This is a genomic window from Nonomuraea sp. NPDC049646, from assembly GCF_044465525.1.
GTDB lineage: Bacteria > Actinomycetota > Actinomycetes > Streptosporangiales > Streptosporangiaceae > Nonomuraea.
Window position 1 is genome coordinate 77,745 of the sequence record NZ_JBITLU010000001.1, and the last position, 23,880, is coordinate 101,624.

Genomic DNA, 23,880 nt, shown 5'->3' on the forward strand with positions numbered 1-23,880 from the left:
AATGCACGTACTCGCTCAAGTCTCCGGCAACATCACCGCCATCGGTTACGGTCTGGCCGCGATCGGCCCCGGCGTGGGCGTCGGCATCATCTTCGGCCAGGGCGTGCAGGCCATCGCCCGCCAGCCCGAGGCGTATCCGCTGATCCGCCAGAACATCCTGCTCGGTTTCGTCCTCACCGAGGCCCTGGCGCTGATCGGGCTGGTCGCGCCGTTCATCTTCCAGTTCCTCAAGTAATCGCCGCGTTCCGCTGAGCGGATGGCGAATTCGAGCTGAAGACGGGTGGCGATGACCGTTCTGGAGTCACGCCACCCCACGACTCACATTATTCAACGGACCGGTAGACCCGTTACCGCGCGGCCGATGATGAGCCGTTGAATCTCGCTCGTCCCCTCGAAAATAGTGTAGATCTTGGCGTCGCGGTGGAAGCGTTCCACCGGGTGTTCCCGGGTGTAGCCGGCGCCGCCGAGGATCTGGATCGCCTGTTCGGTCACCCACACCGCCGTCTCGCCCGCCACCAGCTTCGACATCGAGCCCTCGGCCTGCTCGAACGGCCTGCCGTTGCGGGCCATCCAGGCGGCGCGCCAGGTCAGCAGGCGGGCCACGTCGACGCGGGTCGCCATGTCGGCGAGCAGGAACGCGATCGCCTGGTTGTCGCCGATCCTGCGGCCGAACTGCTCGCGTTCGCGGGCGTAGTCCCTGGCGTACTCGAAGCCCGCGCGGGCGATGCCGACGGCCATCGCGGCGACCGACGGGCGGGTGGTCTCGAACGTGCGCATCGCGGCCTGCTCGCCGGCGCGTTCGCCGTTGCGGACCCTGGCCAGGCGGGCGTCCAGCTTCTCCTTGCCGCCCAGCAGGCACGAGCCCGGTATGCGCACGTCCTCGAGGATCACCTCGGCGGTGTGCGAGGCGCGGATGCCGTGCTTGCGGAACTTCTGCCCCATCGACAGGCCCGGCGTGCCGGGCGGGACGACGAAGCTGGCCTGCCCCCGGGTGCCCAGGGACGGGTCCACCGAGGCGACGACCACGTGCACGTCGGCGATGCCGCCGTTGGTGGCCCACGTCTTGACGCCGTTCAGCACCCAGTCCCCGTTGTCGTGGACGGCGCGGGTGCGGATGGCGCCGATGTCGGAGCCGGCGTCGGGCTCGGAGGCGCAGAAGGCGCCCAGCTTGACGTCGTTCTCGGTGCCGAACATCTGCGGCAGCCACTCCCCCAGCTGCTCCGGGGTGCCGTTGGCGGACAGCGCGGCGGCGGCCAGGCCGGTGCCGACGATGGACAGGCCGATGCCGGCGTCCCCCCAGAAGATCTCCTCGAACGCCACCGGCAGGGCCAGGCCGCTCTGCTCGAACCATTGGGTGGCGAAGAAGTCCAGCGAGTACAGGCCGATCTTGGCCGCCTCCTGGATCACGGGCCAGGGGGTTTCCTCGCGTTCGTCCCATTCGGCGCCCGCGGGGCGGATCACGTCGCGGGCGAACGCGTGGACCCAGTCACGCACCTCGATCACGTCGTCACTGAGCTCCGGACAGAACCCGGTCATCGCGTCCACTCCCTGGCCGTTCCATTGTTACCGTCGGTAACACCCTACCGGCGAGTAAGGCTCAGCCGGAAGGTGCGACGGCGTGGCGACTCACGGTAATGTTCTGGTCACCGTACGCCCATGTCGATCGAGGAAGGCCGATGGACCGCCGGCTCGCCGCACTTCTCGCCGTCCTCGCGCTGGGGGCGGCGTATCTGCTGCTCAGGCCGGTCGCGGGCGTCCGTGCCGTCGCCTACTTCGACGCCGCCGTGGGGTTGTATCCCGGTTCCGACGTACGGGTCCTCGGGGTGCGGGTCGGGCGGGTCACCGCGGTCCGTCCGGCGGGCGCCCAGGTCCGGGTCGAGCTGGCCCTTGACGCCGGGCGCAAGGTGCCGGCCGGCGCGCAGGCGGTCATCGTGGCGCGGTCGCTGATCGCCGACCGGTTCGTGCAGCTCACGCCGCCGTACCGGGGCGGGCCCGTGCTCCAGGACGGCGGCACGCTGAGCCACAGCCGCTCGCCGGTCGAGATCGACGAGGCGTTACGCGGCTACGACCAGCTCACCGCCGCGCTCGCCCCACCGATTCCGCCCGAGAACGGTCCCCCTCCGCCCTCCCCGCAACCCGGTTCGCCGCGATCCGGCTCGCCATCGCCTTCTCCGCAACCCGGTTCCTCATGGCCCGGCTCGCCAGGGCCACGGGCGGGTGGTGTGGCGGCGGATGAGCGGGGGGCGCTGGCGCGGTTGCTGCGGATCTCGGCGGGCACGTTCGGCGGGCAGGGCGAGACGGTGGGGGCCACCGTACGGGGCCTGTCCGACGCGGCCTCCGTGCTGGCCGGCGACGGCGACGACCTGGCGCAGACCGTCCGCGACCTGGCCACGATCACCGGGGCGATGGCCCGCGACGACGCGCGGATCCGGGCGTTCATGAAGGACCTGGCGGGCGTGTCGGCGCAGCTCGACGGCGAGCGCGAGGAACTGCGCGCGGTGCTGGGTCAGCTGTCCTCCACGCTCACGCAGGTCGCCGACTTCGTCGAGGACAACAGAGGTGAGATCGCCGCCAACACCCGCGATCTCGCCCACCTCACCACCCTGCTGGTACGTCAGCGCGCGTCCATCGGCACGTTCCTCGACACCGCGCCGCTCGCCCTGAACAACGCGAACAATGCCTACGACCCCGTGAGCGCGACGTTCCGGGCCCGGTTCAACCTCAACGGCCAGACCGACGACGTCGCGATGTGGTTGTGCTCGCTGGCCCACTCCATGGACGGCGACTGCGAGTCGCTGCTCGGCGCACTCAATCCCCTGGCGCGGGCGCTCAACGACACGGTGGCGATCGACACGTCGTGGCTGCTGCCCGATGTGCGGGTCGACCGCCCCGACCTGTCGCTCGGCGGGCTCGTCACGACCCACTGACCGCCACACGCAGACCGGCCCCCACCAGGCGCCGGGCCGGAGCGTCTGATGAGGGCCTTGAAGGGACGGATCTGAACGGATCAGCGGGCGGTACGAGGGTCGGCGGGCAGTAGGGGGCGGGTCAGCGGGCGGTACGGGTGGAGCAGTGGGCAGTACAGGGCGGGTCAGCGGGCGGTGCGGGTGGAGCGGCGGGCGGAGGTGAGGACGGCCAGGGCGGCCACGCCCATGCCGATCGCCAGGCCGTACACCAGCGGGGTGAACCCGCCGAAGGCGGCCGCGAGCTGCGGACCGACACTGCCGCCGACGGCGAGGGCGAAGGAGAAGAGCGCGAGCGCCGTGCCGCGGGCCGGTCCGGCCTGGGCGGAGATGGCCTCGTTCATGCTGGGCAGGCCACCGGTGATGGCGGCGACATACACCGCCAGCAGGAGCACCAGGCCGAGCGCGCCGGCCCCGCTGAACGCGACCGCCGCCAGGGCGAGCGCGCCCACGGCCAGGAACGCGGCGGCCCTGGCCGTGGTGGGGACCCGCGCCAGCCACGGCATGAGCACCGGCATCAGCACGATCGAGGGCAGCCCGGAGGCGCGCAACGTGAGCAGGTCGGCGGCGGACGTGCCCCCGTAGATCTGCAACCCGGTGTAAACGGCGACGAACCCGGCCATCAGCATGACCGTCGCCAGGTAACGCAGCGCGAGCACCCGGTCGAACAGCAGGCCGGGCACCGCGCGGTAGGCCGACAGCAGCGACCCGGCCGCCTGGCGCGGCAGGTCGGGCAGCATGACGGCGCGCAGGCCGAGCCCCGCGAGGGCGAAACCTGCGGCCGACAGCAGGAACAGCCCCCGCCAGCCGATCGTCTCGACCAGCACCTGCGCGGCGACCTGCAACAACACGGCCGAGGCCAGGAAAGCGCCGGTCACCGCGGCGATGGCGATCACGCGGCGCCGCGGCTCAAGCCGTTCGGCCAGGTAGGCCATGCCGGCGGGCGGAAACATCGCCACGGCCACCCCCTGCAGGGCACGCAACACCAGGGCCACCTCGACGTTCGGGCTCAACGCCACCAACGCGCTGGTCAACGCGGCAAGCGGCAGACCGGCCAGCAGCAGACGGCGGCGGCCGTACCGGTCGGAAAGGGGGCCGAACACCAGGAACCCGATGCCGTAGCCGGCGCCGAACGCGGTGACCAGCCAGGTCAGGCCGCCGGGCGAGGTGTGCCAGCCGGTCGCCATGTCGTGCAGGAGAGGGATCACGATGTACAACTGGCCGCTGCACAGGACCGCGGTGAGGGTGAACGCCAACAGGGTGCGGCCGAAACGGGCGTAATCGGTACGGACTGCCGGAGCGGCCTCCGTACGGGGAAGCGTGAGTGCCATGGCAGAGGACGTTAGCCAACCAACCAGTTGGACGTCAACTGGTTAGTTGGTTTTCAACCAACTAGTTGTTGGTGGCAGAATGGGGGCATGTCACCCAAGGTCTCGACCGCCGCCACCCGCGCCGCCCTGCTGGAAGCCGCCCGCGAGGAGTTCGCCGCGTACGGCGTGGCAGGGGCGCGCGTGGATCGCATCGCGGAGCGTGCCGGCGTCAACAAAGAGCGCATCTACGGGCATTTCGGCAACAAGGAGAAGCTGTTCGACGCCGTCATCAACGAGGCGCTCGACGACCTGACGTCGCAGATCGCCCTGCCCGGCGCCGACCCCGTCGACTACGTGGCCCGGCTGACCGACTACTACCGGCGCCATCCCGACCTGGTCCGGCTGCTCATGTGGGAGGCGCTCAACTACCGCGGCCAGGAGCTGCTGCCCGGCCAGGAGGCCAGGGTCGAGCGGTGCGCGCGCAAGGCGGCCTCGCTGGCCGAGGGGCGCGGGGAGGAGCCGTCGAAGGCGACGGCGCGCACGTTGTTCATGCTGACCGGGCTCGCGCTGTTCCCGTCGATGATGCCGCAGCTCGGGCGGATCATGCTCGGCGACGACGCCGAAGACCACGACGCCATCCGCGACCAGATCGGCGCCTTCGTCACAGCAGCCCTCAAGTAACCCCTCACCCCCATCCGGCCAAGGGGCGAACACGTCGAACCGGCCCCCCGGCACGATCGCGAAGGCGCGCCAAGGGCGGCCCGAGGGTGATTGAGTCCGTCACGTCGACGGGGAGACAGGCCGGACCGAGGGCGGCCGGAACGGTCGCGCCGGAGGCGCGACAGGCTGGCCCGACCCGTCGGCGGGGCGCCAAGCCGGGCCCCTCACGTCAGCGGCGCGACAAGCCGGGCCCCTCACAGCGGCGAGACGACAGGGTGAGGTGGTTACGTTGGTGAGGGCCGGGTGGGGCGGGGGAGGGTGAGCATCGGGGGGCGTTCGCCGATGGCGACCTGGCGGGTCAGGACGTCGTGGCCGCTCTCGCACCGCCGGAACTGGGCCAGCTCCACCCCCGGCGCATCACGGGCCTCGATCTTCCCCTGGCGCCGCAGCCGCGACCACGCGGCCAGCATGATCTGGGCCGCCATCCCCCCGAGCGCCTCCGTCGACTGCGGGGCGTGCTCGCGCGAGCCCAGGTCCACCTGGGCCAGGCCGTCGAGCCCGGCCAGGTCCAGCAGGTCGATGAGCAGGCCGAGCTCCACCCCGTACCCGGTCAGGAACGGCACGCGTTCCAGGGCCGAGCGGCGGCCGGCGTACTCCCCGGCGAGGGGTTGCACGAACCCGGCCAGCTCGGGCCAGTGCAGGTTGATCAGCGGGCGGGCGACCAGCTCGGTGACGCGGCCGCCGCCGTTGGGGGCGCCGTTCAGCGGACGGTCGTAGCAGCCCTTGGCGTAGGCGACGGTGGGATCGGTGAGCAGCGGCCCGAGCACCCCGGCGACCAGCGAGGCGCGGAAGTGCCTGATGTCGGCGTCGGCGAAGGCCACCACGTCGCCGGAGGTCACCGCCAGCGACTTCCACAGTGCCTCGCCCTTGCCCTCCAGCGGTGCGAGCTCGGGCAGGATGTCGCGCTGGGCGTGCACGGCGGCCCCGGCCCGCGCCGCCACGCGCGCGGTGTCGTCGGCCGAGCACGAGTCGATGACGACGAGCTCGTCCACCAGGCCGTCCAGCTCGCGCCGGATCACCTGGACGATCTCCCCCACGGTCTCCCGTTCGTCGCGGGCCGGCAGGACCACGCTCACCGTGGTTCCCCCCTTGGCCGCGACGAGTTCGCGCAGCGGCCAGTCCGCGGCGCACGACGTTCGGCGATGCCACCATTTCCGCACATCAGGCAGCATGTGCGACACCTCCCCCGTTCCCCCGCTTGTCAGCTTATGCGAGGGTGGCGTGACGCTCCAGGAAGGTATAGACGTCCGCCTCGTCCACACCCGGGAACGACCCGGGCGGCAGGGCGGCCAGGATGTGCGAGTTGGCCCGCGCGGACGGCCAGGCGTAGCCCTCCCAGCGTTCGGCCAGCTCAGCGGGCGGACGGCGGCAACAATCGCCGTTGGGGCAGCTTGACTTGGTCCGGTTGGTGGTCTCCCGGCCCCGGAACCACCGCGACTCCCGGTACGGCACCCCCAGCGTGATCGCGAAGTCCCGTTCCCGCGAGGGATCGACGTGCGCGACGCAGAAATAGGTGCCGGTCGGCGAGTCGGAATACTGGTAGAACACGGAGAACCGGTCGGGCGAGGCGAACACCTGCCGCCCCGACCACTGCAGGCACATCCGTTGCCCCTCGATGGCCCCCTGCTCGTCGGCGGGGAAGACGATGCCGTCGTTCTCGTACGCCTTGTAGATGGTGCCGCCGGCGTCGTTGCGCACGAAGTGGCAGACGAGGCCCAGGTGGTGGGTGGCCAGGTTGGTGAAGCGGTGGGCGGCCATCTCGTAGGAGACGGCGAACACGTCCCGCAGGTCCTCCACCGACAGCGCCCGCGCCGCCTTGGCCTCCTGGAGGTAGGGGGCGGCGGCCCGTTCGGGCACGAGCACGGCGGCGGCGAAGTAGTTGGCCTCGGTGCGCTGGCGCAGGAAGTCGGCGAAGTCGCGCGGTTTGCCGTGGCCGAGCGCGAGGTGCCCGAGCGTCTGGAGCAGGATCGTGCGCGGGGTGTGCATGCCGAGCTGCTCGTGTTTGACGTAGATGCGCCGGTTGCGGAGGTCGGTGATGGAACGCACCGAACGCGGCAGGTCCTGGGCGGTGTGGACGGTGTAGCCGAAGTGCGTGACCAGGCCCTGGATCGTGCTCTGGGACAGGGCTCCGGTGCGGTAGCCGACGGCGTCGAGGGCCTCGGCCGCGGCCTTCTCGATGTCGGGGAAGTAGTTGCCCACCTCGCGCTGCCTGCGCCGCAGCTCGGCGTTGGCGGCCCTGGCCTCCTCGGGCGTGGCGGTGCCGCGGGCCTGCCGGGCGCGCAGCTCGCCGTACAGGCCGAGCAGGTGTTCCAGGACGTCGTTGGGCACGCGCGCGGACACCTTGAGCCGGGGCAGGCCGAGCCCGGCGTAGATGGGGTCGCGCTGCGCCTCCTCCAGCGCGATCTCCAGCTGGGCGCGCCGGTTGGGCGGCTGACGGCGCAGCAGCTCCTCGACGGGGACGCCCAGCGCGGTCGCCAGGGACTTGAGCAGCGAGAGCTTGGGCTCGCGCTTGCCGTTCTCGAGCAGCGACAGCTGGCTGGGCGCCCGGCTCACGCGCGAGCCCAGGTCCGACAGGGTGAGGCCGCGCTGTTTGCGCAGGTGGCGCAGACGCTGGCCGAACGCGATCAGATCGAGCTCCTGCGTCAAAGACAGCGGTTCTTCGCCTAGCAGGGACGCCATACAGGCATCTTAGACAGAAATTCGGCCCATTTTCTAGCCTTTGGGCACCCAGGGCGCGTCGCAGCGGGACGCCCGAGCCGCGTGCGCCTCGGGATGAGGATTGGTCTAGGCCAACAGGAAAACTTGCGATTTCTTCTCATCTGAATACCCACGAGTAATGCACATGATGGAAACTTTGACGCTTCTTCTCCACCCTGAAGCCTATTGACCTGCGGCCTCCGGGCAGATCATCGACGTGAGCCCCAGGGGACGACAAAGGAGCGAACGATGAACGATCGCCTCAAGGGAGCTGCGGAGCAGCTGCAGGACAAGTGGGACAACGACCCTCGCTGGGCGGGCGTCGAGCGCACGTACAGCGCGCAGGACGTGATCCGGTTGCGGGGAAGCGTCCAGGAGGAGCACACGCTGGCCCGGCTCGGCGCCGAGCGCCTGTGGGACCTGCTGCACACCGAGGACTACGTCAACGCCCTCGGCGCGCTGACCGGCAACCAGGCCGTCCAGCAGGTGAAGGCCGGACTGAAGGCGATCTACCTGTCCGGCTGGCAGGTGGCCGCGGACGCCAACCTCGGCGGCCAGACCTACCCGGACCAGAGCCTCTACCCGGCCAACTCCGTGCCGGCCGTCGTGCGCCGCATCAACAACGCGCTGCTGCGCGCCGACCAGATCACCTGGTCGGAGGGCGTGCCGGACGCGCCGCACTGGCTGGCGCCGATCGTGGCCGACGCCGAGGCCGGGTTCGGCGGCGTGCTGAACGCGTTCGAGCTGATGAAGGGCATGATCGCGGCCGGCGCCGCGGGCGTGCACTGGGAGGACCAGCTCGCCTCCGAGAAGAAGTGCGGCCACCTGGGCGGCAAGGTGCTCATCCCGACCGGCCAGCACATCAAGACGCTCAACGCCGCGCGGCTGGCCGCCGACGTGTGCGGCGTCCCCTCACTGATCGTCGCGCGGACCGACGCACAGGCCGCGACGCTCCTGACCAGTGACGTGGACCCGCGCGACCAGGCCTTCACCACCGGCGAGCGCACCGCCGAGGGCTTCTACCGGGTGCGCAACGGCGTGGACTCCTGCATCGCCCGCGGCCTGGCCTACGCCCCCTACTCCGACCTGCTGTGGATGGAGACCGGCACCCCGGACCTGGACGTGGCCCGCGAGTTCGCCGAGGCGATCAAGGCCCGCTACCCGGACCAGATGCTGGCCTACAACTGCTCGCCGTCGTTCAACTGGAAGGCGCACCTGGACGACTCCACGATCGCCAAGTTCCAGCGCGAGCTCGGGCACATGGGGTACAAGTTCCAGTTCATCACGCTGGCCGGGTTCCACTCGCTGAACTACTCGATGTTCGACCTCGCCCAGGGCTACGCCACCGACGGCATGACGGCCTACGTCGAGCTCCAGGAGGCCGAGTTCGCCGCCGAGTCGCGCGGATACACCGCGACCAGGCACCAGCGCGAGGTCGGCACCGGCTACTTCGACCTGGTCAGCACGGCCGTCGCGCCCGACTCCTCGACGACCGCGCTCAAGGGCTCCACCGAGGAGGAGCAGTTCCACCACTGATTTCCTGATCTCGCCGGCCACCTCCAGGGCATGGGATGGTTTCCCCGGCGAAGGGCCGCGCCGGCTCCCCCAGCCCGGCGCGGCCCCTTTTTCATGCCCGCCGCCGACCGCCCGTGACCGCCGTGCGCTCAGCCGCCCTCCCGGGCCCACGACGGCAGGTCCTGCCGCTCGGTGATGTCGCGGACGAGCTGGGCGTGCGCGTCCTCGGCCTGCTGCCTGGTGGACCAGTGCAGGCTGAGCACCTCCTCGCCGCCCGTCCCCGGATCGGCGCCCGGCGGCGACAGGCGCACGGTCGACTCGAACAGCAGCGGCACCGTCCCGCCGTCGGCCTGGTCGAGCACCAGGTGCAGGGTGCGGATGCGGAACGTTCCCGCGGCGGTGCCGACGCGGTCGTCGCCGATCGTGCGCCGGGCGCGGTCGGCCAGCAGCTCCTGCGCCCGCGCCGGGCTGATGGGGTTGCCCTCTATGTCGTAGTAGCTCATGTACGGCCTCGCTCTCGGGTGCGGGAGGCTGACCACGCTTCCCCCGCTCCCCTCGATCATGAGGCATGCGCGGTCAGGACGCTCCGGTGGCCGTCGGGGTGGCCGGGCCCGAGACGGTGGGGCCGGGCGACTCGCCGGGGCCGTCCTGGGGGATCGTGCTGATCGAGCCCGACGGCCGCGGGCAGTCGCGGCGGCCCCCGCCCCCGCCCCCGCGGCGGCGACCCGGCGGACCGGCGCACGGACCGGGCTCCTCCCCGCCCGGATCGCCCAGATCGCCCGGTCCGGACGTGCCGGACGGGCGGGCGGCCCGGGACGGCCGGGACCGGCGGACGTCGTCGGTCCACCGGTCGGGCTCCGGGGTGAGGATCGCGAACTGCCCGCCCGGCGTGCGGGAACGCGTGCCGGGCACAGCCGGCGTGGCCGCGCTCGCCGCAGGCGCCACGCGCGCGGACGGCCGGACGCCGCCAGGGGTCGCCGTGGGCCGCTCGGTCGTGCGGGCGCCGTCCTGCGGCTGGACGACCGCGGGCTCGGGCAGCAGCGAGCCGCCGCCGAGGCTCAGGGCGTCCCCGCCCGAGGCCGCGATCACGGTGACCGCCGCGATCGAGACCGTGGCCAGCGCGGCGAAGCCGGCGTGCGACAGGTGCGCCCCGGCCTTGGCCCTGCCCCTGCGGCCACTCCCCCGCCCGTCCCCGCGCCGGCTCCCGCGGCCGTTCCCGCGCCCGTTTCCGCGCCTGCTCCCGCGCTCGGACCCGGCCGGCTCCTCCGCCGGCGTGACCGGGCCGCAGGCCGCCGGATGGGGCACCTCGGCCCAGCTCCCGTCCAGCACGTCGGAGACCGCCCGGCGCAGGTCCCACGGATCCCCCACACCCCCGGACGCCAGCAGCGCCCGCAGCAGGGCGGCCGATCCGGGACGCGAGCCCGGATCCTTGGCCAGCGCCGCCTCCACCGCCGGGCGCAGCAGGACGGGCACGCCGTCGAGCCGCGGCGGGTCGAACAGGATGCGCCGGGTCAGCACGTCCGCCTCGCCGCCGCCGAACGGGTGGTGCCCGCTCGCGGCGTAGGCCACCAGGCAGCCCCAGGCGAACACGTCCGAGGCGGGCAGGGCCGGGCCGCCGGTCAGCCGCTCGGGCGCCACCCAGCCGGGACTGCCCATGACCTGGCCGGCCTGGGTGTGGGCGGCGAGGGTGTCCACGTCGCGGGCGATGCCGAAGTCGATGACCCGCGGCCCCGCGGGCGACAGCAGCACGTTGCCGGGCTTGAGGTCGCGGTGCACCAGACCGGCCTCGTGCACGGCCACGAGCGCGGCGGCCACGCCGAGCGCCACGCCGTAGGCGAGGTCGGGCGTGAGCGCTCCCCCGGCCTTGACCACCTGGGACAGCGCGGGCCCCGGAATGTACTCGGTGACCAGGTACGGACGGCCGTCCTCGACCCCGTCCTCGATGACGGCGGCGGTGCAGAAGGGCACCAATCTCCGCGAGAAAGCCACTTCCTCGGCGAAACGCGCCCGCAACGTGGCATCGTGGAGATGCACCGCGTGCGGCGTCTTGAGCGCGACCAGGCCCCCTTGCGGGTGTTCGGCCAGGTACACCACTCCCATCCCGCCCGTCCCCAGGCGGCCGAGGAGAAGGTACCGGCCGATGACGACCGGGTCGCCCACCGTAAGCGGTCGCACGCCAGGAGGCATGTCGCTCGCACCACGCGCCATCCGGGTCTCGCCTCTCCTGTGGGGGACACGGCAAGGCACACTGTGGCGGCATCCGGGGGCCCTTTCCGCATGTCTTGCGCAAGGGGTATCGAAGGTAAGGCGTTCGTGCCCGGAAGGTTAGTAAGTCCTGGGTTGGAACGCTCTGAAGTGGTTTTTGGTGATTGACGGACTCTCAGCGGGTCAGGAGGCCAGGGCGCGGGCCTCGTCGGCCTCGACCTCGCGGTTCCAGTCGTTCTTGACCGCCCGCCAGCCCTCGTCGTCCACGCCGATGCGCCAGTAGCCGGAGATGGACAGCCGCTCCATCGGCACGCCCCGCTCCAGCCGCAGGTGACGGCGGAGCTCCTTGACGAAACCGGCCTCGCCGTGGACGAACGCGTGCACGTCCCCCTCGGGGAACTCCAGCGCGCGCACCGCCTCCACCAGCGCCTGGCCGACCGGCCGCGCGCCCCGGTACAGCCAGGTGATCCGCGCGTCGGCGGCCGTGCCGAGCTTCAGCTCGTCCCCGGGGCCGTCCACCTCCAGCAGGACGTGGGCGAGGGCGCCGTCGGGCAGCGCCTCCAGGGAGGCGGCGATGGCCGGCAGCGCGCTCTCGTCGCCCACCAGCAGGTGCCAGTCGGCCTCGGGGTCGGGCGCGTAGCCGCCGCCGGGGCCGAGCATCAGCACGACGTCACCGGGCTCGGCCGCGGCGGCCCACGGCCCGGCCAGGCCCTTGTGGCCGTGGTGGACGAAGTCGAGGGTCAGCTCAAGGGCGTCGGGGTCCCAGGCGCGCACGGTGTAGGTGCGCAGGCGCGGCCACAGCTCGCGCGGCATGGTCTCGCGCACGTGCTTGACGCTGAAGGGCTCGGGGTAGTCCACGCCCTCGTGCGGGAAGACGAGTTTCACGTAATGGTCGGTGAGGCCGCGGCAGGCGAAGTCGCGCAGGCCGTCGCCGCCGACCACGACGCGGATCATGTGCGGGGAGAGCCGCTCGGTCCGCAGGACGACGCCCCGATGGTGGTCCGTGGGCTTGTCAGCCATCACTTCAGCCCCCATGTGTTAGTTAGGTATACCTAACCTTACAGCGGGATTGACGGGCATGGCCACCGTAACGCTGAGACGCCTTCCTCCGCGCGCAACCCCAAACTGTGAAATATCAGCTCAAGCTACCCCCATACGGCTGGCCCAGTCAGGCCGCCGTCGAATGCCCCCTGCGCGCCGCACGGGCCGCGACGGCCTCCAGGAACGCCGACATGTGCCGGAAGGCCAGCCGCGCCTCCGGCAGGACGTCGGCCAGGATCGGGAACGCGTGCGGCATGCGCCGCCACTCCTCGTACCGCACCGGCACCCCCGCCTCCCGGGCGCGCTCGGCCACCCGGCGGGCCTCGTCCCGCAGCACCTCCGTGGAGCCGGTGACGATCATCAGCGGCGGCAGGCCGGTGAAGTCGCCGTGCACCGGCGAGACCAGCGGGTCCCACGGGTCGAGCCCGCAGGTCCAGTGGCGGGCCAGCCATCGCACCCGGCCCGCCGGCAACATGGGGTCGTGCCAGCGGTTGGCGCGGCGCGGGATGTCGGTCAGGTCCGCCCAGGGCGACAGGCAGATCGCGGCGGCGGGCGTCGGCAGGCCGCGGTCGCGCAGCGCCAGCAGGGTGGCCAGGGTCAGATGCCCGCCCGCCGAGTCCCCGGCGATGACGATGTCCTCGGGGGCGTGCCCGTTGCGCATCAGGCACTCGTAGGCGTCCAGCGCGTCGGCCAGGGAGTCGGCCAGCGGGTGCACCGGCCCCTGCCGGTAGTCCAGCGCGAGGACCGGCCGCCGGGCCACGGCCGACAACCGCCAGGTGATGGGCCGGTGGGTACGCGGCGAGCAGGAGAAGTATCCGCCGCCGTGGAAGTAGAGCACCGCCTTGCGCTCGTCCACCCGGCCGGCGCGGACCCACTCGCCGCCGCAGTCCGGCCCCTCGGCGGGCGCGACGACGGCGTGCTCGGGCAGGCGCAGCGGCATCAGCTGCGCCAGCTCGCCCAGGCGGGCCGCGCCGATCAGGGCCAGCGGATGACGCATCAGCACCGTGGAGGCGGGCTTCAGGGTGCCCCACATGACCGAGGTCAGGGCCCTGGCCTGCCAGCTCAAGGGGTAGTCGGGTGCCACGTCCTTGTTGATGCGCATGACGGTCCTCCACCCCTTTTCTTCCCGGTACGTGACGGCTCTACCGGCCAGTAAGGATCTCGTCCCTTCCGCGAATATTCCGGCCTTGTGCGACTCTGGGGATATGGCGGGATATTCGGTGACTCCGCGCCCCCGCAAGCTCGGCATCAAGCCGGGACACCAGGTCCTGGCCCTCGACGCCCCCGCCGGCCTCGACCTCGGCGAACCCGCCGCCACCGTGCACCGCGAGCAGGGCCAGCCCGCCGACGCCCGTTCCCCGTACGACGTCGTCCTGCTCTTCTGCCCAGACGCCGCCACTCTGCACCGCGTGCTCCCGCCGGCCAAGTCCGCGCCGGCCGGGAACGGCGGCCTGTGGATCTGCCGGATCAAACCGGCCTCCGGCATCCCCACCGACCTGTCGGACCGCCTCGCCCGCGACTTCGGACTGGCCGCCGGGCTGGTCGACAACAAGGTCGCGGCGATCGACGAGACCCGGTCGGGCCTGCGCTTCGTTTATCGCGTTGCGGACCGCCGACCCACCGGCGGATAATTCCAGGCTTCCGCCAAGGCAGACCCGTGCCCGACCCCAGGCACGGCGCGTGACCGTGTCCTCACTCTCGGGAGGTGAGCCACCATGCCCCTCTACGCCCGCCTCGTCCGGTACGGCTTCCGCAAACACGCCGTCTACGTCTGGGCCGCGCTCGCCGGCGCGTTCACCAACGGCGTGTTCGGCATCCTGCGCGCCCACGTCCTCATCGCCCTGTGGCAGGCCCGGCCCGGCCTGGCCGGCTACGACGTCACCGACGCCGTCACCTACTGCTTCGTCACCCAGGCCCTCATCGGCCCGATGATGCTGTTCGGCGGCGGCCTGGCCATCCCCGAGCGCATCCGCAGCGGCGACATCGCGCTCGACCTCGTCCGCCCCGCCTCCCTCCAGCTCTGGTCGCTGGCCGAGGACCTGGGCCGCGCCGCGTACCTGCTGCTGGTGCGCAGCCTCCCGCCGCTGCTGCTCGGCGCCGCCCTGTTCGGCATCACCGCTCCCGCCTCCGCGGCCGGATGGGCGGCGGCCCTGACCGGCTGCCTCGCCGGCGTGCTCATCAGCTTCGGCTGGCGCTACCTCGTCGCGCTGTCGGTCTGCTGGCTCGCCGACGACCGCGGCGTGGCCGTCGTCTCCCTGGTCATGACGACGTTCTGCAGCGGCATGATGCTCCCCCTCCACCTGTTCCCCGGCCCGCTGGGCGAGGTGGTCAGAGCCCTGCCGTGGGCCTCCATGGTCCAGGCGCCCGCCGACCTCTACCTCGGCAAGGCCCCCGTGGGGCAGACGGTCGCCCTCCAGGCGTTCTGGGCGGCGACGCTGTTCGCCCTCGGCCTCCTGGCCACCCGCGCCGTCCGCCACAAGGTGGTGATCCAGGGTGGTTAGGACGTACTTCCTGCTGGCCTGGACCTGGACCCGCGCCGCGGCCGCCTACCGCCTCTCCTTCGCTCTGATGGTGGTGTTCGGCCTGGTCACGGGGGCGATCGACGTCGCGGCCATCCTCGTCGTCTTCGCCAACACCACCACCCTGGCCGGCTTCACCCGCGAGGAGGTGCTGTTCCTGTACGGCGCCTGCGCCGTCTCCTTCACGATCTGCGACACCTTCGTCAGCAACCTCGACCGCATCAGCCAGCACATCAAGGCCGGCACCCTCGACACGATCCTCATCCGCCCGGCCGCCGCCTGGGTCCAGATCGCCGCCGACCGCTTCGCGCCCACCAGGGTCGGCCGCGTCCTCCAGGCCGTGGCCGTGCTCGCCTACGCCGCCGCCGCGCTCGGCCTCGACTGGCGGCGGGCCTGGATGATCCCCGTCATGATCGTCACCGGCGTCGTCATCTTCACCGCGCTGTGGACGCTCGCCGGCGCGCTGCAGTTCGCGCTGACCGACGCCCCGGAGGTGGTCAACACCTTCACCTACGGCACCCACCAGCTCAGCCAGTACCCCCTCAGCATCTACGCCCGCGACCTGGTCCGCGGCGTCACGTACGCGCTGCCCCTGGCCTTCGTCAACTGGCAGCCCGGCCTGTACGTCCTGGGCCGGGACGACCCGTTCGGCACGCCCGGGTTCATGCGCTTCCTCGGACCGGCCGCCGCGCTGGTCCTCGCCCTGGCCGCCGCGGCGGCCTGGCGGCAGGGCATCAGGCACTACCGATCGACGGGGAGTTAGCAATGATCGAACTGCGCGAAGCGGGACGCTCGTTCAAGGTCAGACGCGCTGTCGTGCACGCCGTACGCGACCTGTCGTTCAGCGTGCCGGCCGGCGAGTTCGTCGGCTACCTCGGGCCCAACGGCGCGGGCAAGTCCACCACGATCAAGATGTTGTGCGGCATCCTCACCCCCACCACCGGCTCGGTGCGGGTGGCCGGGCTCGACCCCTCGCGCCGGCGCACCGCGCTCGCCCGGCGCATCGGCGTGGTGTTCGGCCAGCGGACGACCCTCTGGTGGGACCTGCCGCTCAAGGACAGCTTCGAACTGGTCCGGCACCTTTACAAAGTAGATCGCGGAACGTTCCGGGTCCGGCTGGCCGAGCTGACCGAGACCCTCGACCTCGGCCCCTTCCTGCGCACCCCGGTGCGCCAGCTCAGCCTGGGCCAGCGCATGCGCGGCGACCTGGCCGCGGCGCTGCTGCACGCCCCCGACGTGCTGGTGCTGGACGAGCCCACCATCGGCCTCGACGTGGTCAGCAAGGCGAGCATCCGCGGCTTCCTGAAGCGGCAGAACGCCGAGCGCGGCACGACCGTGCTGCTGACCACGCACGACCTCGGCGACATCGAGCGCCTGTGCCGCCGGATCATGCTGATCGACCACGGCCGGCTGGCCTTCGACGGGACGCTCGCCGAGCTCATGGCCACGGCGCCGGAGCAGGCCACCATCGAGGACGTGGTGACCAGGCTCTACACCGGCGCTCAGTAGTAGCCGCCCTCCCGCGTGGTCTCGTAATCGTCGTCGTCGTCGAGGTCGTCGTGCGGGCGCGACCAGCGGGAGGGCATCAGCACGGGGATGAACAGGACCACGCCGAGCAGGGCCAGCACGCCCGTGGTGAGCAGCGTCCTGTCGCCCGCGCCGGCGTCCCTGACGATCTGGTGGACCGACGCCGCGTCGGGGATCAGGGACAGCGCCCTGCCGGTGTCGAGGGCGTAGACGACCGTCCAGGCCAGCAGCACCATCGAGGGCACGAACGTGGCCAGCGGCGAGATCCGGCCGGCCACGACGAGGCCGACGACCAGCCCGACCGCGGCCATGGCGCCGAGGGCGATCCACATCTTCTGGTTGTCGGGCGGCGGCGGGGTGATCGCCGCACTGGCGAGGGCCTGCTGCACGGCCCATCCGCCACCCCCGAGGACGGCCGCCGTGACCACGACGCCGATGAGCAAACCTGCTAAGTGCCGCAACGTTCTCACCTCAAATGTCAACGCGAATGTCAACGCGCTCGGCACGACCCTAGCGACAAATGCCATTTCCGGACCAGGCATCAGCCCGCCCGGAAGTTAGGGGTCTCATGCGACCGACCCTCGTGAGACCATGTGGCACACATGCGTGCGCGACTTCCCCTCCGGCTCGCGCGGACGGCCGCCTTCGCCGCCGTCTGCGTGACCCTCGCTGCCCTCGCCCACGTGGCGGGCGGCGGCGGGCGTCCGGGGCCGTTGGCGGCGGCGCTGGGCCTGGTGGCGGTGTCCGGCCTGGGGCTGGCGCTGTCCGGCAGGGAGCGCTCGGCGCCGCTGATCAACGTCGTGCTGGGCGTGGCGCAGTTCGGCCTGCACGAGCTGTTCGCCGGCGGCAGCCCGTCCTCCTACGTCTTCGAGCACGGCCACGGCCAGGGCCTGGCCGTCAACGCGGGCATGCTGCTCGCGCACCTCACGGCGACCCTGATGACCGGCTGGTGGCTGTCGCGCGGCGAGATCGTGCTGTGGTCGCTGCTGCGCCGGCTGGGGTTGCGGCTCGTGCCGCCGCTGCTCGCGGTCGTGCCCGCGGTGCGGCCGGGCGTTCCGGTCGTGCACACCAGGGCGGTCCCCCCGCAGCCGGGGTTCCGGCACCGGGTGGCCAGGCGTGGTCCTCCACTTCCCGCCTGACCTGCTGACACCCGTAGACCCCCTGTCCTTTTCCGAAGTGGAGTTCCGCCATGTCCTTCGTCCGTCGCGCGGCGACCGTGCTCGCCGCCGCCACCGCCCTCACCGCCGGCCTGGCGCTGCCCGCGCTGGCCCATGTCTCCATCAACCCGGGCACCGCCGAGCAGGGCGGGTTCACCAAGGTCGCCTTCCGGGTGCCCAACGAGCGTGACAACGCCTCCACGACCAAGGTCCAGGTCAGCTTCCCCACCGACCATCCGCTGGCGTTCGTGTCGGTCAAGCCCGTGCCGGGCTGGGACGTCAAGGTCACCGAGGGCAAGCTGCCCAAGCCGGTCAAGACGGAGTACGGCGACCTGGAGGAGGCCGTCACCACGGTCGTGTGGTCCGGCGGCAAGATCAACCCGGGTGAGTTCCAGGAGTTCGAGGTGTCCATGGGCCAGTTGCCCAAGGACGTCGACTCGCTGACGTTCCCGACGAAGCAGACCTACTCCGGCGGCGAGGTGGTCGACTGGGCCGACGCGCCCAAGTCCGACGGCACCGAGGCCGAGCACCCGGCGCCCACGCTGAAGCTCGTCCCGGCCTCCGGCGACGACGACCACCACTCCGCCGCGAGCGCGTCGGCCTCGGCCGCTCCGGCCGCCGCCACGGGCCCGTCGGTGGCGCCGGTGGCGGCCGCCTCGGCCTCCTCCTCCGACGGCACGGCCCGCCTGCTGGGCGGCGCCGGGCTGGTCGTCGGCGTCATCGGCGTCGTCGTCGGCGCCCTGGGCCTGCGCCGCCGGGCGGCCTGACCCGCGCGACGCGGCGTCCCCGGCCGGGCACCTCGCCCGGCCGGGGACGCGCCGCCCGGTCAGGACGTGATGTCCTTGCCGGAGAAGCGCGCCCACGCGATCGAGCAGAACAGCACGATGTAGGCGCCGAAGGCCAGCAGCCCGTCGCGCAGCGCCGACAGGTCCATCGGGCTGCGCAGCACCGCGTCGAAACCGGTGAACCTGGTCGGCAGCAGGTACGGCGTCACCGCGCTCAGGTCGGGGAAGGCCCGCAGCACCTGGCAGACGACCACCAGCACGAGCGTGGCGGCCACCGCCCCGATGGACACCTCGGTGAACGTCGACAGCGCCAGCGCGACGGCCGCCAGCGCCGCCATGCCGGCCCCGACGTAGCCGACGGCGACGAGGATGCGCAGCAGCCCCTCGCCCATGGAGATCGTGGTGCCCGACAGCAGCGTCACCGGCCCGGCCGGGAACAGGATCAGCCCGGTGACCAGCGCCGACAGTGCCACCACCGCCGTGACGGCGTAGGCGAAGACGACCGCGTTGAGGTATTTGACGGCCAGCAGGCGGGTGCGTCCCGCGGGCGCGGCCAGCAGGTAGCGCAGGGTGCCGCCGCCCGCCTCCCCGGCCACCGAGTCGCCCGCGACCACGCTGACGGCGACCGGCATCAGCAGCAGCACGAGGAACGAGAACGCGACGAACGTCAGCATGAGGCTGTTGCCCGCCACGCTCTGGACGAACCCGCCCATCCCGTCGCGGTCGTCGCCGCCGAACGCGCGCAGGGCCAGGCCGAGGACGGCCGGCACGGAGGCGAGCACGGCCAGCATCACCAGGTTGCGCGGCCGGCGGAAGGTCAGGCCCAGCTCCGAGCCGAGCAGCCGCCAGAACGCCCATCGCGCCCGCCGCGGGCCGCCGGCGGCGTCCGTCCACGCGTCCTGCGCGGGGCCCGCCGCGACCGCCGCGACGTCCGCCGGGTCCGGGGTGCGCCGCTCCACGGTGCGCAGCGTCTCGGTCACCGGAACCAGGCCAGGCGTGCGCCCGCCGGGCCGGCGGTCGCGCGTCTCCGGCGTCCGGGTGTCCCGCGGTGCGTGCGTCTCAGCGTCCGGCGCCGAGGTGTCAGCCGTCGACATCGAAGCCCTCCCCCGTCAGTCCGACGAAAACGTCTTCCAGGCTCGGCCGCAGCACGGCCAGCCCGCGTACGGCGACCCCTTCGCCGACCAGCGCGGCGTTGATCCGCTCCGGGGCGTCGCCGCCCAGCTCGGCCGTCACCTCGGCCTCGCCGCGCCGCACGTCGGCCAGCCCCAGGCCGCCGAGCACCCGCGCGGCGTCGGCCACGTCGGGCGTCTCGACCCGGACGCGCGTGGCCAGGCCGCCGTTCAGCGAGGCGATCGTGCCCTGGGCGGCCAGCTTGCCGGTCCGCATGATGGCGGCGTGCGTGCACATCTGCTCGACCTCGGCCAGCAGGTGCGAGGAGACGAAGACGGTGGTGCCGCCCGCGGCGATGTCCTTGACCAGCGCGCGCACCTCGCGGGTGCCCTGCGGGTCGAGGCCGTTGGTCGGCTCGTCCAGGACGAGCAGCTCGCGCGGGCCGAGCAGCGCGGCCGCGATGGCCAGCCGCTGGCGCATGCCGAGCGAGTAGTTGCGGTAGCGCTTGCCGGCCGCGGCCGACAGGCCCACCCGGTCGAGCGCGGCGGCGACGCGCGCCCGCGCGGTGCGGCGCACGGCGGTGGGGTCGGCGGCGTCGAAGCGCATCAGGTTGGCCTCGCCCGACAGGTACGGGTAGAACGCCGGCCCCTCCACCACCGCCCCCACCCGGGGCAGCGCCCGCGGCAGCGGCAGCCCGAGCAGGGAGTGCTCCCCCTCGGTGGGCGCGATCAGGCCCAGCAGCATGCGGATGGTCGTGGTCTTGCCCGAGCCGTTGGGCCCGAGGAAGCCGAAGACCGAGCCGCGCGGCACCGCCAGGTCGAGCGCGTCCACGGCCACCTGGCCGCCGCGGAAGCGCTTGGTCAGGCCGCGCGTGACGATGGCGTGCTCCCCGGAGGGCGGGGCCGCCCCGAAGGGCGCCCCCGCTTCCTGCGTGACGGCGGTGGTCACCTGATGCCCGCCGCCTGGGTGATCTCCTCCGGGGTGACCGCGCCGACCAGCAGGCGGCCGTCGTCGGTCAGCAGGACGGTGACGAGCTTGGTCCTGATCAGCCGGCCCGAGCCCCACGTGCCGCTCACCGGCGTGGCCGACTTCAGTACGGTGTCGGCCAGCGCCCCCACGTCGGCCTGCGAGCCGTCGCCGGGCGCGGCCCCGTCGCCCGCCGGCCGGCCGGCCGCCGTGAGGTCCTCCGGCTTGAACGGCAGGACGGCCACGGACGTCCACCCGTCGCCGACGACCTTGAGCTGGCCCGCGACCTTCTCGGCCTGCTCGGCGTGCTGCTCGGCGCGCTTGGCGTCGCCCAGCTCGCTGAGGTCCTTCTCCTCCACCTTGGCGCCCGCGGGCGGGGTGAAGACGAAGTTCTCCGGGGCCGGGGGCGTGAACGTCACCTGGGTGAAGCCGACCTGGAAGGCCGGTTCGGCCGAGCCCTTGGCGTAGACCTGCACCTGGAGCGGGACGTAGGTCTCGCCGTCGAGCGCGAGCCGCACCTCCTGCACCAGCGAGCCCTCGTCCTTGGGGGCGAGGACGAGCTGGTAGACCGGACGGCCCGCCACCTCGGCGGTGTTGATCACGCGGACCGCGGTGTGCTCGTCGGCCTTGGCCAGCACCTGCTCGGCCACCTGCGCCGGCGTCAGCTGGGTCGGCGGCGGGCTGGGCAGCTTGTGCTCCTGGCCCGTGCCGGGCTTGACGGTCAACCTGGTCGCGGTGTTGGTGGCGCTCTGCCAGTACCAGCCCTGGTCGCCGTTGACGATCAGGTTGGTCTCGTTCAGCTGGGTCGGCATGGCCACGCGGAACCGGTCGGCGCCGCCGTACCAGACCTTGATCTCGTGCGAGCCGGACAGCAGGCTCAGCGGCGACTCACCGCCGGTCTGGGGCATCGACGGCAGGCCGAGCGAGGCCGTCTGCTGCACCGTGCCGGACATGGGCGGCAGGCCGCCCCCCTTGCTCGTCGCCGCCACGGCGTCGGCCAGCAGCTGCTGGGCCGAACGCTCGGGCAGGACGGGCTCGCCGCTGACCGCCGCGATCACCGGGCCGGCTCCGATCGCGCCACCGATCAGCGCCGCCGCGGCGATCGGGACTCCCCACCTCACGAACGTGCCTCTGCGCATCTCACTCCTTAACGGTATGTCGATGACCAGAGCCTGCGGCATGCATCCTGTGGCCGGCCTGAGACTGTCTGAGACGCCTCTCAGGCTTCTCAGCGGCGTCTCAGCTGAAGGACGGGAGAATCAGCACATGAGAGTACTGGTCGTCGAGGACGAGCGGCGGATGGCCGCGGCCCTCCAGCGCGGGCTGCAGGCCGAGGGGTTCGCCGTGGACCTCGCCCACGACGGCGAGGAGGGCCTGCACGCGGCCCGGCAGGGCGACTACGACGTCGTGGTGCTGGACATCATGCTGCCGAGGCTGTCGGGCTACAACGTGTGCAAGCAGTTGCGCGCCGAGGAGAACTGGGTGCCGATCCTCATGCTGTCGGCCAAGGACGGCGAGTACGACATGGCCGACGGCCTCGACCTGGGCGCCGACGACTACCTGACCAAGCCGTTCTCGTACGTGGTGCTGGTGGCCAGGCTCCGGGCCCTGCTGCGGCGCGACTCGGGGCGGCGGCCGTCGGTGCTGGCGGCCGGCGACCTGACCCTCGACCCGGCCCGCCGGAAGGTGCAGCGGGGCGAGAGTCCGGTGGAGCTGACGCCGCGGGAGTTCGCGCTGCTGGAGTTCCTGATGCGCCGCCGTGACGAGGTGGTGTCGAAGGCGGAGATCCTGGAACACGTGTGGGACACCTTCGACACCGACCCCAACGTGGTCGAGGTCTACGTCGGCTACCTGCGGCGCAAGGTCGACGCCCCGTTCGGCAGGAACGCGCTGCAGACCGTGCGCGGCGCGGGCTACCGGCTGGCGGGCGACGGTGGCTGACACCCCGATGGCCTGGTGGCGACGTCAGGGGCTGCGGTTCAGGCTGACGGCCGCGGCGGCCGCCGTGCTGGCGCTGGCGCTGGCGCTGTCGGCCTCGGTGCTGCTGTCGGTGCTCGACCGCGCGCTGATCGACACGGTCGACACCTCGACCCGGCAGCAGGCCCAGACCGTGCGCGTGGCGGCCGACGCCGGGACGCTGACCAGCCCGATCACCACGCACGACGGCACGATCGTCCAGGTGCTCGACCGGAGCGGGCGGATCACGCACGTCACGTACGGCACCGACCGGCTGGTGCCGCTGCTGGACGCGGCGGCCAGGGCCAGGGTGCTGCGCGAGGGGCGGGCGACGTTCCTCGACGGGCGGCCGTACGCGATCCCGGGGCCGCTGCGGGTGGTGGTGCTCAGCGCCGACCACGGGCAGACGGTGCTGGCGGCCAGGCCGATCGGCGAGATCCAGACGAGCCTGGGCGTGGCCGGGCGCGTCCTGCTGGTCGGCACGCCCGCGCTGGTCGTGCTGCTGGCGGTGGCGAGCTGGCTGATGATCGGCCGGACGCTGCGCCCGATCTCCTCGCTGCGCCGGGTCGCCGCCGAGATCACGCACACGGCCCGGTCCCGGCGGCTGCCGGTGCCGCAGTCGCGCGACGAGGTGTACGCCCTGGCCACCACGCTCAACGGCATGCTGGCCCGGCTGGAGGAGGCCGAGCAGCGCCAGCGCGCGCTGGTCTCCGACGCCGCCCACGAGCTGCGCAGCCCGCTGGCCAGCATCCGGCTCCAGCTTGAGGTTGCGCTCGGCCATCCGGAGGGCCAGGACTGGCGGGAGACCGCCGAGGGCGTGCTGGAGGACGCCCTGCGGCTGTCCAGGCTGGCCGAGGACCTGCTCGCGCTGGCCCGCCTGGACGAGCGCGGCGGGGTTCCGGCCCGCGACGAGCCGGTCAACCTGGACGAGGTGGTGCGCCAGGTCGCCGAGCGGTACGGCGAGGCCCGGCTGACCGCGTGCGACCCCGTGGTGGTGCGCGGGGACGCCCTCGACCTGAGCCGGGTGCTGACGAACCTGATGGACAACGCCGTCCGGCACACCTCCTCCAAGGTCGAGGTGGCGCTGACCGCCGACGGCGTGCTGACGGTGACCGACGACGGGCCCGGCATCCCCGAGCAGGACCGGGAGCGGGTGTTCAACCGGTTCACCCGGCTGGACTCCGGGCGCAGCAGGGACGAGGGCGGGGCCGGTCTGGGGCTGGCGATCGTCCGGGAGACCGTGCGCGCCCACGGCGGGACGGTGGTCCTGCAGGACGCCGCGCCGGGCCTGCGTGCCGTGGTCCGCCTTCCGGTGTCCCGCTAGGCGGGCCCGAGCCATCCGCGGGGGCGATCGGCGGGAAGGCGGCGGGGACGCTCGCCCGCGCGACGCGCTCGGGGCGCCGGCGGGC

Annotated in this window: 24 protein-coding genes; 12 read left to right on the forward strand and 12 right to left on the reverse strand. The window is 72.6% G+C overall.

Annotation, left to right across the window (positions count from 1 at the left end):
- The first annotated feature begins 1 nt into the window (after nt 1).
- Nucleotides 2–235 carry an ATP synthase F0 subunit C gene (atpE, locus tag ACIBQ8_RS00385; RefSeq protein ID WP_352329951.1) on the forward strand — a complete coding sequence of 78 codons (234 nt, stop codon included), beginning with the start codon at nt 2–4 and terminating at the stop codon, nt 233–235.
- 92 nt (nt 236–327) lie between these two features.
- Here the strand turns inward: atpE and ACIBQ8_RS00390 are convergent, their stop codons facing one another.
- Nucleotides 328–1,536, reverse strand: coding sequence for an acyl-CoA dehydrogenase family protein (locus ACIBQ8_RS00390; RefSeq protein ID WP_397167790.1), 1,209 nt, complete (start codon nt 1,534–1,536; stop codon nt 328–330).
- Nucleotides 1,537–1,676: 140 nt separating this feature from the next.
- Here ACIBQ8_RS00390 and ACIBQ8_RS00395 point away from each other — a divergent pair, with 140 nt between their 5' ends.
- On the forward strand, nt 1,677–2,927 hold the full coding sequence (locus ACIBQ8_RS00395) for an MCE family protein (protein WP_397190564.1): 1,251 nt from the start codon (nt 1,677–1,679) through the stop codon (nt 2,925–2,927).
- Between the two features lie 164 nt (nt 2,928–3,091).
- On the opposite strand, the gene ACIBQ8_RS00400 is transcribed toward ACIBQ8_RS00395, so the two are convergent.
- Nucleotides 3,092–4,294 (reverse strand): MFS transporter, encoded by a 1,203-nt coding sequence (locus ACIBQ8_RS00400; RefSeq protein WP_397190565.1) that lies wholly within the window; start codon nt 4,292–4,294, stop codon nt 3,092–3,094.
- Nucleotides 4,295–4,381: 87 nt separating this feature from the next.
- Between ACIBQ8_RS00400 and ACIBQ8_RS00405 the strand changes: the two genes are divergently transcribed.
- A complete protein-coding gene (locus tag ACIBQ8_RS00405; RefSeq protein ID WP_397190566.1) occupies nt 4,382–4,954 on the forward strand; it encodes a TetR/AcrR family transcriptional regulator in 573 nt (190 codons plus the stop codon).
- 263 nt (nt 4,955–5,217) lie between these two features.
- Here ACIBQ8_RS00405 and ACIBQ8_RS00410 read toward each other — a convergent pair whose 3' ends face one another.
- Together ACIBQ8_RS00410 and ACIBQ8_RS00415 are read right to left on the reverse strand one after the other, a co-directional pair.
- Nucleotides 5,218–6,165: a glucosyl-3-phosphoglycerate synthase gene (locus ACIBQ8_RS00410; RefSeq protein WP_397190567.1), complete on the reverse strand. Its 948-nt coding sequence runs from the start codon at nt 6,163–6,165 to the stop codon at nt 5,218–5,220.
- A 34-nt stretch (nt 6,166–6,199) separates the two neighbouring features.
- The gene (locus ACIBQ8_RS00415; protein WP_352351541.1) at nt 6,200–7,672 is read right to left on the reverse strand and encodes a helix-turn-helix domain-containing protein; all 1,473 of its coding nucleotides are present in this window, start codon (nt 7,670–7,672) and stop codon (nt 6,200–6,202) included.
- A gap of 267 nt (nt 7,673–7,939) precedes the next feature.
- On the opposite strand from ACIBQ8_RS00415, the gene aceA reads away from it, so the two are divergent.
- Complete coding sequence (gene aceA / locus ACIBQ8_RS00420) at nt 7,940–9,226, forward strand: isocitrate lyase (RefSeq protein ID WP_397167797.1); 1,287 nt, start codon at nt 7,940–7,942, stop codon at nt 9,224–9,226.
- Between the two features lie 128 nt (nt 9,227–9,354).
- Here the strand turns inward: aceA and ACIBQ8_RS00425 are convergent, their stop codons facing one another.
- The 4 genes from ACIBQ8_RS00425 to ACIBQ8_RS00440 form a co-directional block, all read right to left on the reverse strand.
- Nucleotides 9,355–9,708 carry a hypothetical protein gene (locus ACIBQ8_RS00425; RefSeq protein ID WP_352351545.1) on the reverse strand — a complete coding sequence of 118 codons (354 nt, stop codon included), beginning with the start codon at nt 9,706–9,708 and terminating at the stop codon, nt 9,355–9,357.
- A 73-nt stretch (nt 9,709–9,781) separates the two neighbouring features.
- Nucleotides 9,782–11,380: a serine/threonine-protein kinase gene (locus ACIBQ8_RS00430; protein ID WP_397190568.1), complete on the reverse strand. Its 1,599-nt coding sequence runs from the start codon at nt 11,378–11,380 to the stop codon at nt 9,782–9,784.
- Nucleotides 11,381–11,593: 213 nt separating this feature from the next.
- Nucleotides 11,594–12,430 (reverse strand): siderophore-interacting protein, encoded by an 837-nt coding sequence (locus ACIBQ8_RS00435; RefSeq protein ID WP_397167801.1) that lies wholly within the window; start codon nt 12,428–12,430, stop codon nt 11,594–11,596.
- Nucleotides 12,431–12,578: 148 nt separating this feature from the next.
- Entirely contained in the window at nt 12,579–13,553 is a 975-nt protein-coding gene (locus ACIBQ8_RS00440) for an alpha/beta hydrolase (RefSeq protein WP_397167802.1), read from the reverse strand.
- 118 nt (nt 13,554–13,671) lie between these two features.
- Between ACIBQ8_RS00440 and ACIBQ8_RS00445 the strand changes: the two genes are divergently transcribed.
- The 4 genes from ACIBQ8_RS00445 to ACIBQ8_RS00460 all read left to right on the forward strand — a co-directional run bounded on the left by ACIBQ8_RS00445 (nt 13,672) and on the right by ACIBQ8_RS00460 (nt 16,479).
- Nucleotides 13,672–14,082 (forward strand): hypothetical protein, encoded by a 411-nt coding sequence (locus ACIBQ8_RS00445; RefSeq protein ID WP_397190569.1) that lies wholly within the window; start codon nt 13,672–13,674, stop codon nt 14,080–14,082.
- 84 nt (nt 14,083–14,166) lie between these two features.
- Nucleotides 14,167–14,952 carry an ABC transporter permease gene (locus tag ACIBQ8_RS00450; RefSeq protein WP_397190570.1) on the forward strand — a complete coding sequence of 262 codons (786 nt, stop codon included), beginning with the start codon at nt 14,167–14,169 and terminating at the stop codon, nt 14,950–14,952.
- Complete coding sequence (locus tag ACIBQ8_RS00455; RefSeq protein WP_397190571.1) at nt 14,945–15,733, forward strand: ABC transporter permease; 789 nt, start codon at nt 14,945–14,947, stop codon at nt 15,731–15,733. Before ACIBQ8_RS00450 ends, ACIBQ8_RS00455 begins: the two co-directional genes overlap by 8 nt.
- A 2-nt stretch (nt 15,734–15,735) precedes the next feature.
- The gene (locus ACIBQ8_RS00460) at nt 15,736–16,479 is read left to right on the forward strand and encodes an ATP-binding cassette domain-containing protein (RefSeq protein ID WP_397167809.1); all 744 of its coding nucleotides are present in this window, start codon (nt 15,736–15,738) and stop codon (nt 16,477–16,479) included.
- On the opposite strand, the gene ACIBQ8_RS00465 is transcribed toward ACIBQ8_RS00460, so the two are convergent.
- A complete protein-coding gene (locus ACIBQ8_RS00465) occupies nt 16,473–16,958 on the reverse strand; it encodes a hypothetical protein (protein ID WP_397190572.1) in 486 nt (161 codons plus the stop codon). The genes ACIBQ8_RS00460 and ACIBQ8_RS00465 overlap by 7 nt on opposite strands.
- Before the next feature lie 141 nt (nt 16,959–17,099).
- Between ACIBQ8_RS00465 and ACIBQ8_RS00470 the strand changes: the two genes are divergently transcribed.
- Together ACIBQ8_RS00470 and ACIBQ8_RS00475 are read left to right on the forward strand one after the other, a co-directional pair.
- Nucleotides 17,100–17,636, forward strand: coding sequence for an MFS transporter (locus ACIBQ8_RS00470; RefSeq protein ID WP_397190573.1), 537 nt, complete (start codon nt 17,100–17,102; stop codon nt 17,634–17,636).
- A 50-nt stretch (nt 17,637–17,686) separates the two neighbouring features.
- Nucleotides 17,687–18,421 (forward strand): YcnI family protein, encoded by a 735-nt coding sequence (locus ACIBQ8_RS00475; protein ID WP_397190574.1) that lies wholly within the window; start codon nt 17,687–17,689, stop codon nt 18,419–18,421.
- A gap of 59 nt (nt 18,422–18,480) precedes the next feature.
- On the opposite strand, the gene ACIBQ8_RS00480 is transcribed toward ACIBQ8_RS00475, so the two are convergent.
- The 3 genes from ACIBQ8_RS00480 to ACIBQ8_RS00490 all read right to left on the reverse strand — a co-directional run bounded on the left by ACIBQ8_RS00480 (nt 18,481) and on the right by ACIBQ8_RS00490 (nt 21,654).
- Nucleotides 18,481–19,419: an ABC transporter permease gene (locus ACIBQ8_RS00480; RefSeq protein WP_397167816.1), complete on the reverse strand. Its 939-nt coding sequence runs from the start codon at nt 19,417–19,419 to the stop codon at nt 18,481–18,483.
- Nucleotides 19,420–19,519: 100 nt separating this feature from the next.
- Nucleotides 19,520–20,497, reverse strand: coding sequence for an ATP-binding cassette domain-containing protein (locus tag ACIBQ8_RS00485; protein WP_397167817.1), 978 nt, complete (start codon nt 20,495–20,497; stop codon nt 19,520–19,522).
- Nucleotides 20,494–21,654 (reverse strand): outer membrane lipoprotein carrier protein LolA, encoded by a 1,161-nt coding sequence (locus ACIBQ8_RS00490; RefSeq protein WP_397190575.1) that lies wholly within the window; start codon nt 21,652–21,654, stop codon nt 20,494–20,496. Before ACIBQ8_RS00490 ends, ACIBQ8_RS00485 begins: the two co-directional genes overlap by 4 nt.
- Nucleotides 21,655–21,781: 127 nt before the next feature.
- Between ACIBQ8_RS00490 and ACIBQ8_RS00495 the strand changes: the two genes are divergently transcribed.
- Together ACIBQ8_RS00495 and ACIBQ8_RS00500 are read left to right on the forward strand one after the other, a co-directional pair.
- Nucleotides 21,782–22,456 carry a response regulator transcription factor gene (locus tag ACIBQ8_RS00495; protein WP_397167820.1) on the forward strand — a complete coding sequence of 225 codons (675 nt, stop codon included), beginning with the start codon at nt 21,782–21,784 and terminating at the stop codon, nt 22,454–22,456.
- Nucleotides 22,449–23,795: a sensor histidine kinase gene (locus tag ACIBQ8_RS00500; protein WP_397167822.1), complete on the forward strand. Its 1,347-nt coding sequence runs from the start codon at nt 22,449–22,451 to the stop codon at nt 23,793–23,795. The genes ACIBQ8_RS00495 and ACIBQ8_RS00500 overlap by 8 nt, the downstream gene beginning before the upstream one ends.
- The last annotated feature ends 85 nt before the right edge of the window (nt 23,796–23,880 follow it).

What these genes read in the sequence shown, in the direction of transcription:
- atpE (WP_352329951.1), top strand. Translation starts at nt 2, where the DNA reads ATGCACGTACTCGCTCAAGTCTCCGGCAACATCACCGCCATCGGTTAC.
- ACIBQ8_RS00390 (WP_397167790.1), bottom strand. Translation starts at nt 1,536, where the DNA reads ATGACCGGGTTCTGTCCGGAGCTCAGTGACGACGTGATCGAGGTGCGT.
- ACIBQ8_RS00395 (WP_397190564.1), top strand. Translation starts at nt 1,677, where the DNA reads ATGGACCGCCGGCTCGCCGCACTTCTCGCCGTCCTCGCGCTGGGGGCG.
- ACIBQ8_RS00400 (WP_397190565.1), bottom strand. Translation starts at nt 4,294, where the DNA reads ATGGCACTCACGCTTCCCCGTACGGAGGCCGCTCCGGCAGTCCGTACC.
- ACIBQ8_RS00405 (WP_397190566.1), top strand. Translation starts at nt 4,382, where the DNA reads ATGTCACCCAAGGTCTCGACCGCCGCCACCCGCGCCGCCCTGCTGGAA.
- ACIBQ8_RS00410 (WP_397190567.1), bottom strand. Translation starts at nt 6,165, where the DNA reads ATGCTGCCTGATGTGCGGAAATGGTGGCATCGCCGAACGTCGTGCGCC.
- ACIBQ8_RS00415 (WP_352351541.1), bottom strand. Translation starts at nt 7,672, where the DNA reads ATGGCGTCCCTGCTAGGCGAAGAACCGCTGTCTTTGACGCAGGAGCTC.
- aceA (WP_397167797.1), top strand. Translation starts at nt 7,940, where the DNA reads ATGAACGATCGCCTCAAGGGAGCTGCGGAGCAGCTGCAGGACAAGTGG.
- ACIBQ8_RS00425 (WP_352351545.1), bottom strand. Translation starts at nt 9,708, where the DNA reads ATGAGCTACTACGACATAGAGGGCAACCCCATCAGCCCGGCGCGGGCG.
- ACIBQ8_RS00435 (WP_397167801.1), bottom strand. Translation starts at nt 12,430, where the DNA reads ATGGCTGACAAGCCCACGGACCACCATCGGGGCGTCGTCCTGCGGACC.
- ACIBQ8_RS00440 (WP_397167802.1), bottom strand. Translation starts at nt 13,553, where the DNA reads ATGCGCATCAACAAGGACGTGGCACCCGACTACCCCTTGAGCTGGCAG.
- ACIBQ8_RS00450 (WP_397190570.1), top strand. Translation starts at nt 14,167, where the DNA reads ATGCCCCTCTACGCCCGCCTCGTCCGGTACGGCTTCCGCAAACACGCC.
- ACIBQ8_RS00460 (WP_397167809.1), top strand. Translation starts at nt 15,736, where the DNA reads ATGATCGAACTGCGCGAAGCGGGACGCTCGTTCAAGGTCAGACGCGCT.
- ACIBQ8_RS00470 (WP_397190573.1), top strand. Translation starts at nt 17,100, where the DNA reads ATGCGTGCGCGACTTCCCCTCCGGCTCGCGCGGACGGCCGCCTTCGCC.
- ACIBQ8_RS00475 (WP_397190574.1), top strand. Translation starts at nt 17,687, where the DNA reads ATGTCCTTCGTCCGTCGCGCGGCGACCGTGCTCGCCGCCGCCACCGCC.
- ACIBQ8_RS00490 (WP_397190575.1), bottom strand. Translation starts at nt 21,654, where the DNA reads ATGCGCAGAGGCACGTTCGTGAGGTGGGGAGTCCCGATCGCCGCGGCG.
- ACIBQ8_RS00495 (WP_397167820.1), top strand. Translation starts at nt 21,782, where the DNA reads ATGAGAGTACTGGTCGTCGAGGACGAGCGGCGGATGGCCGCGGCCCTC.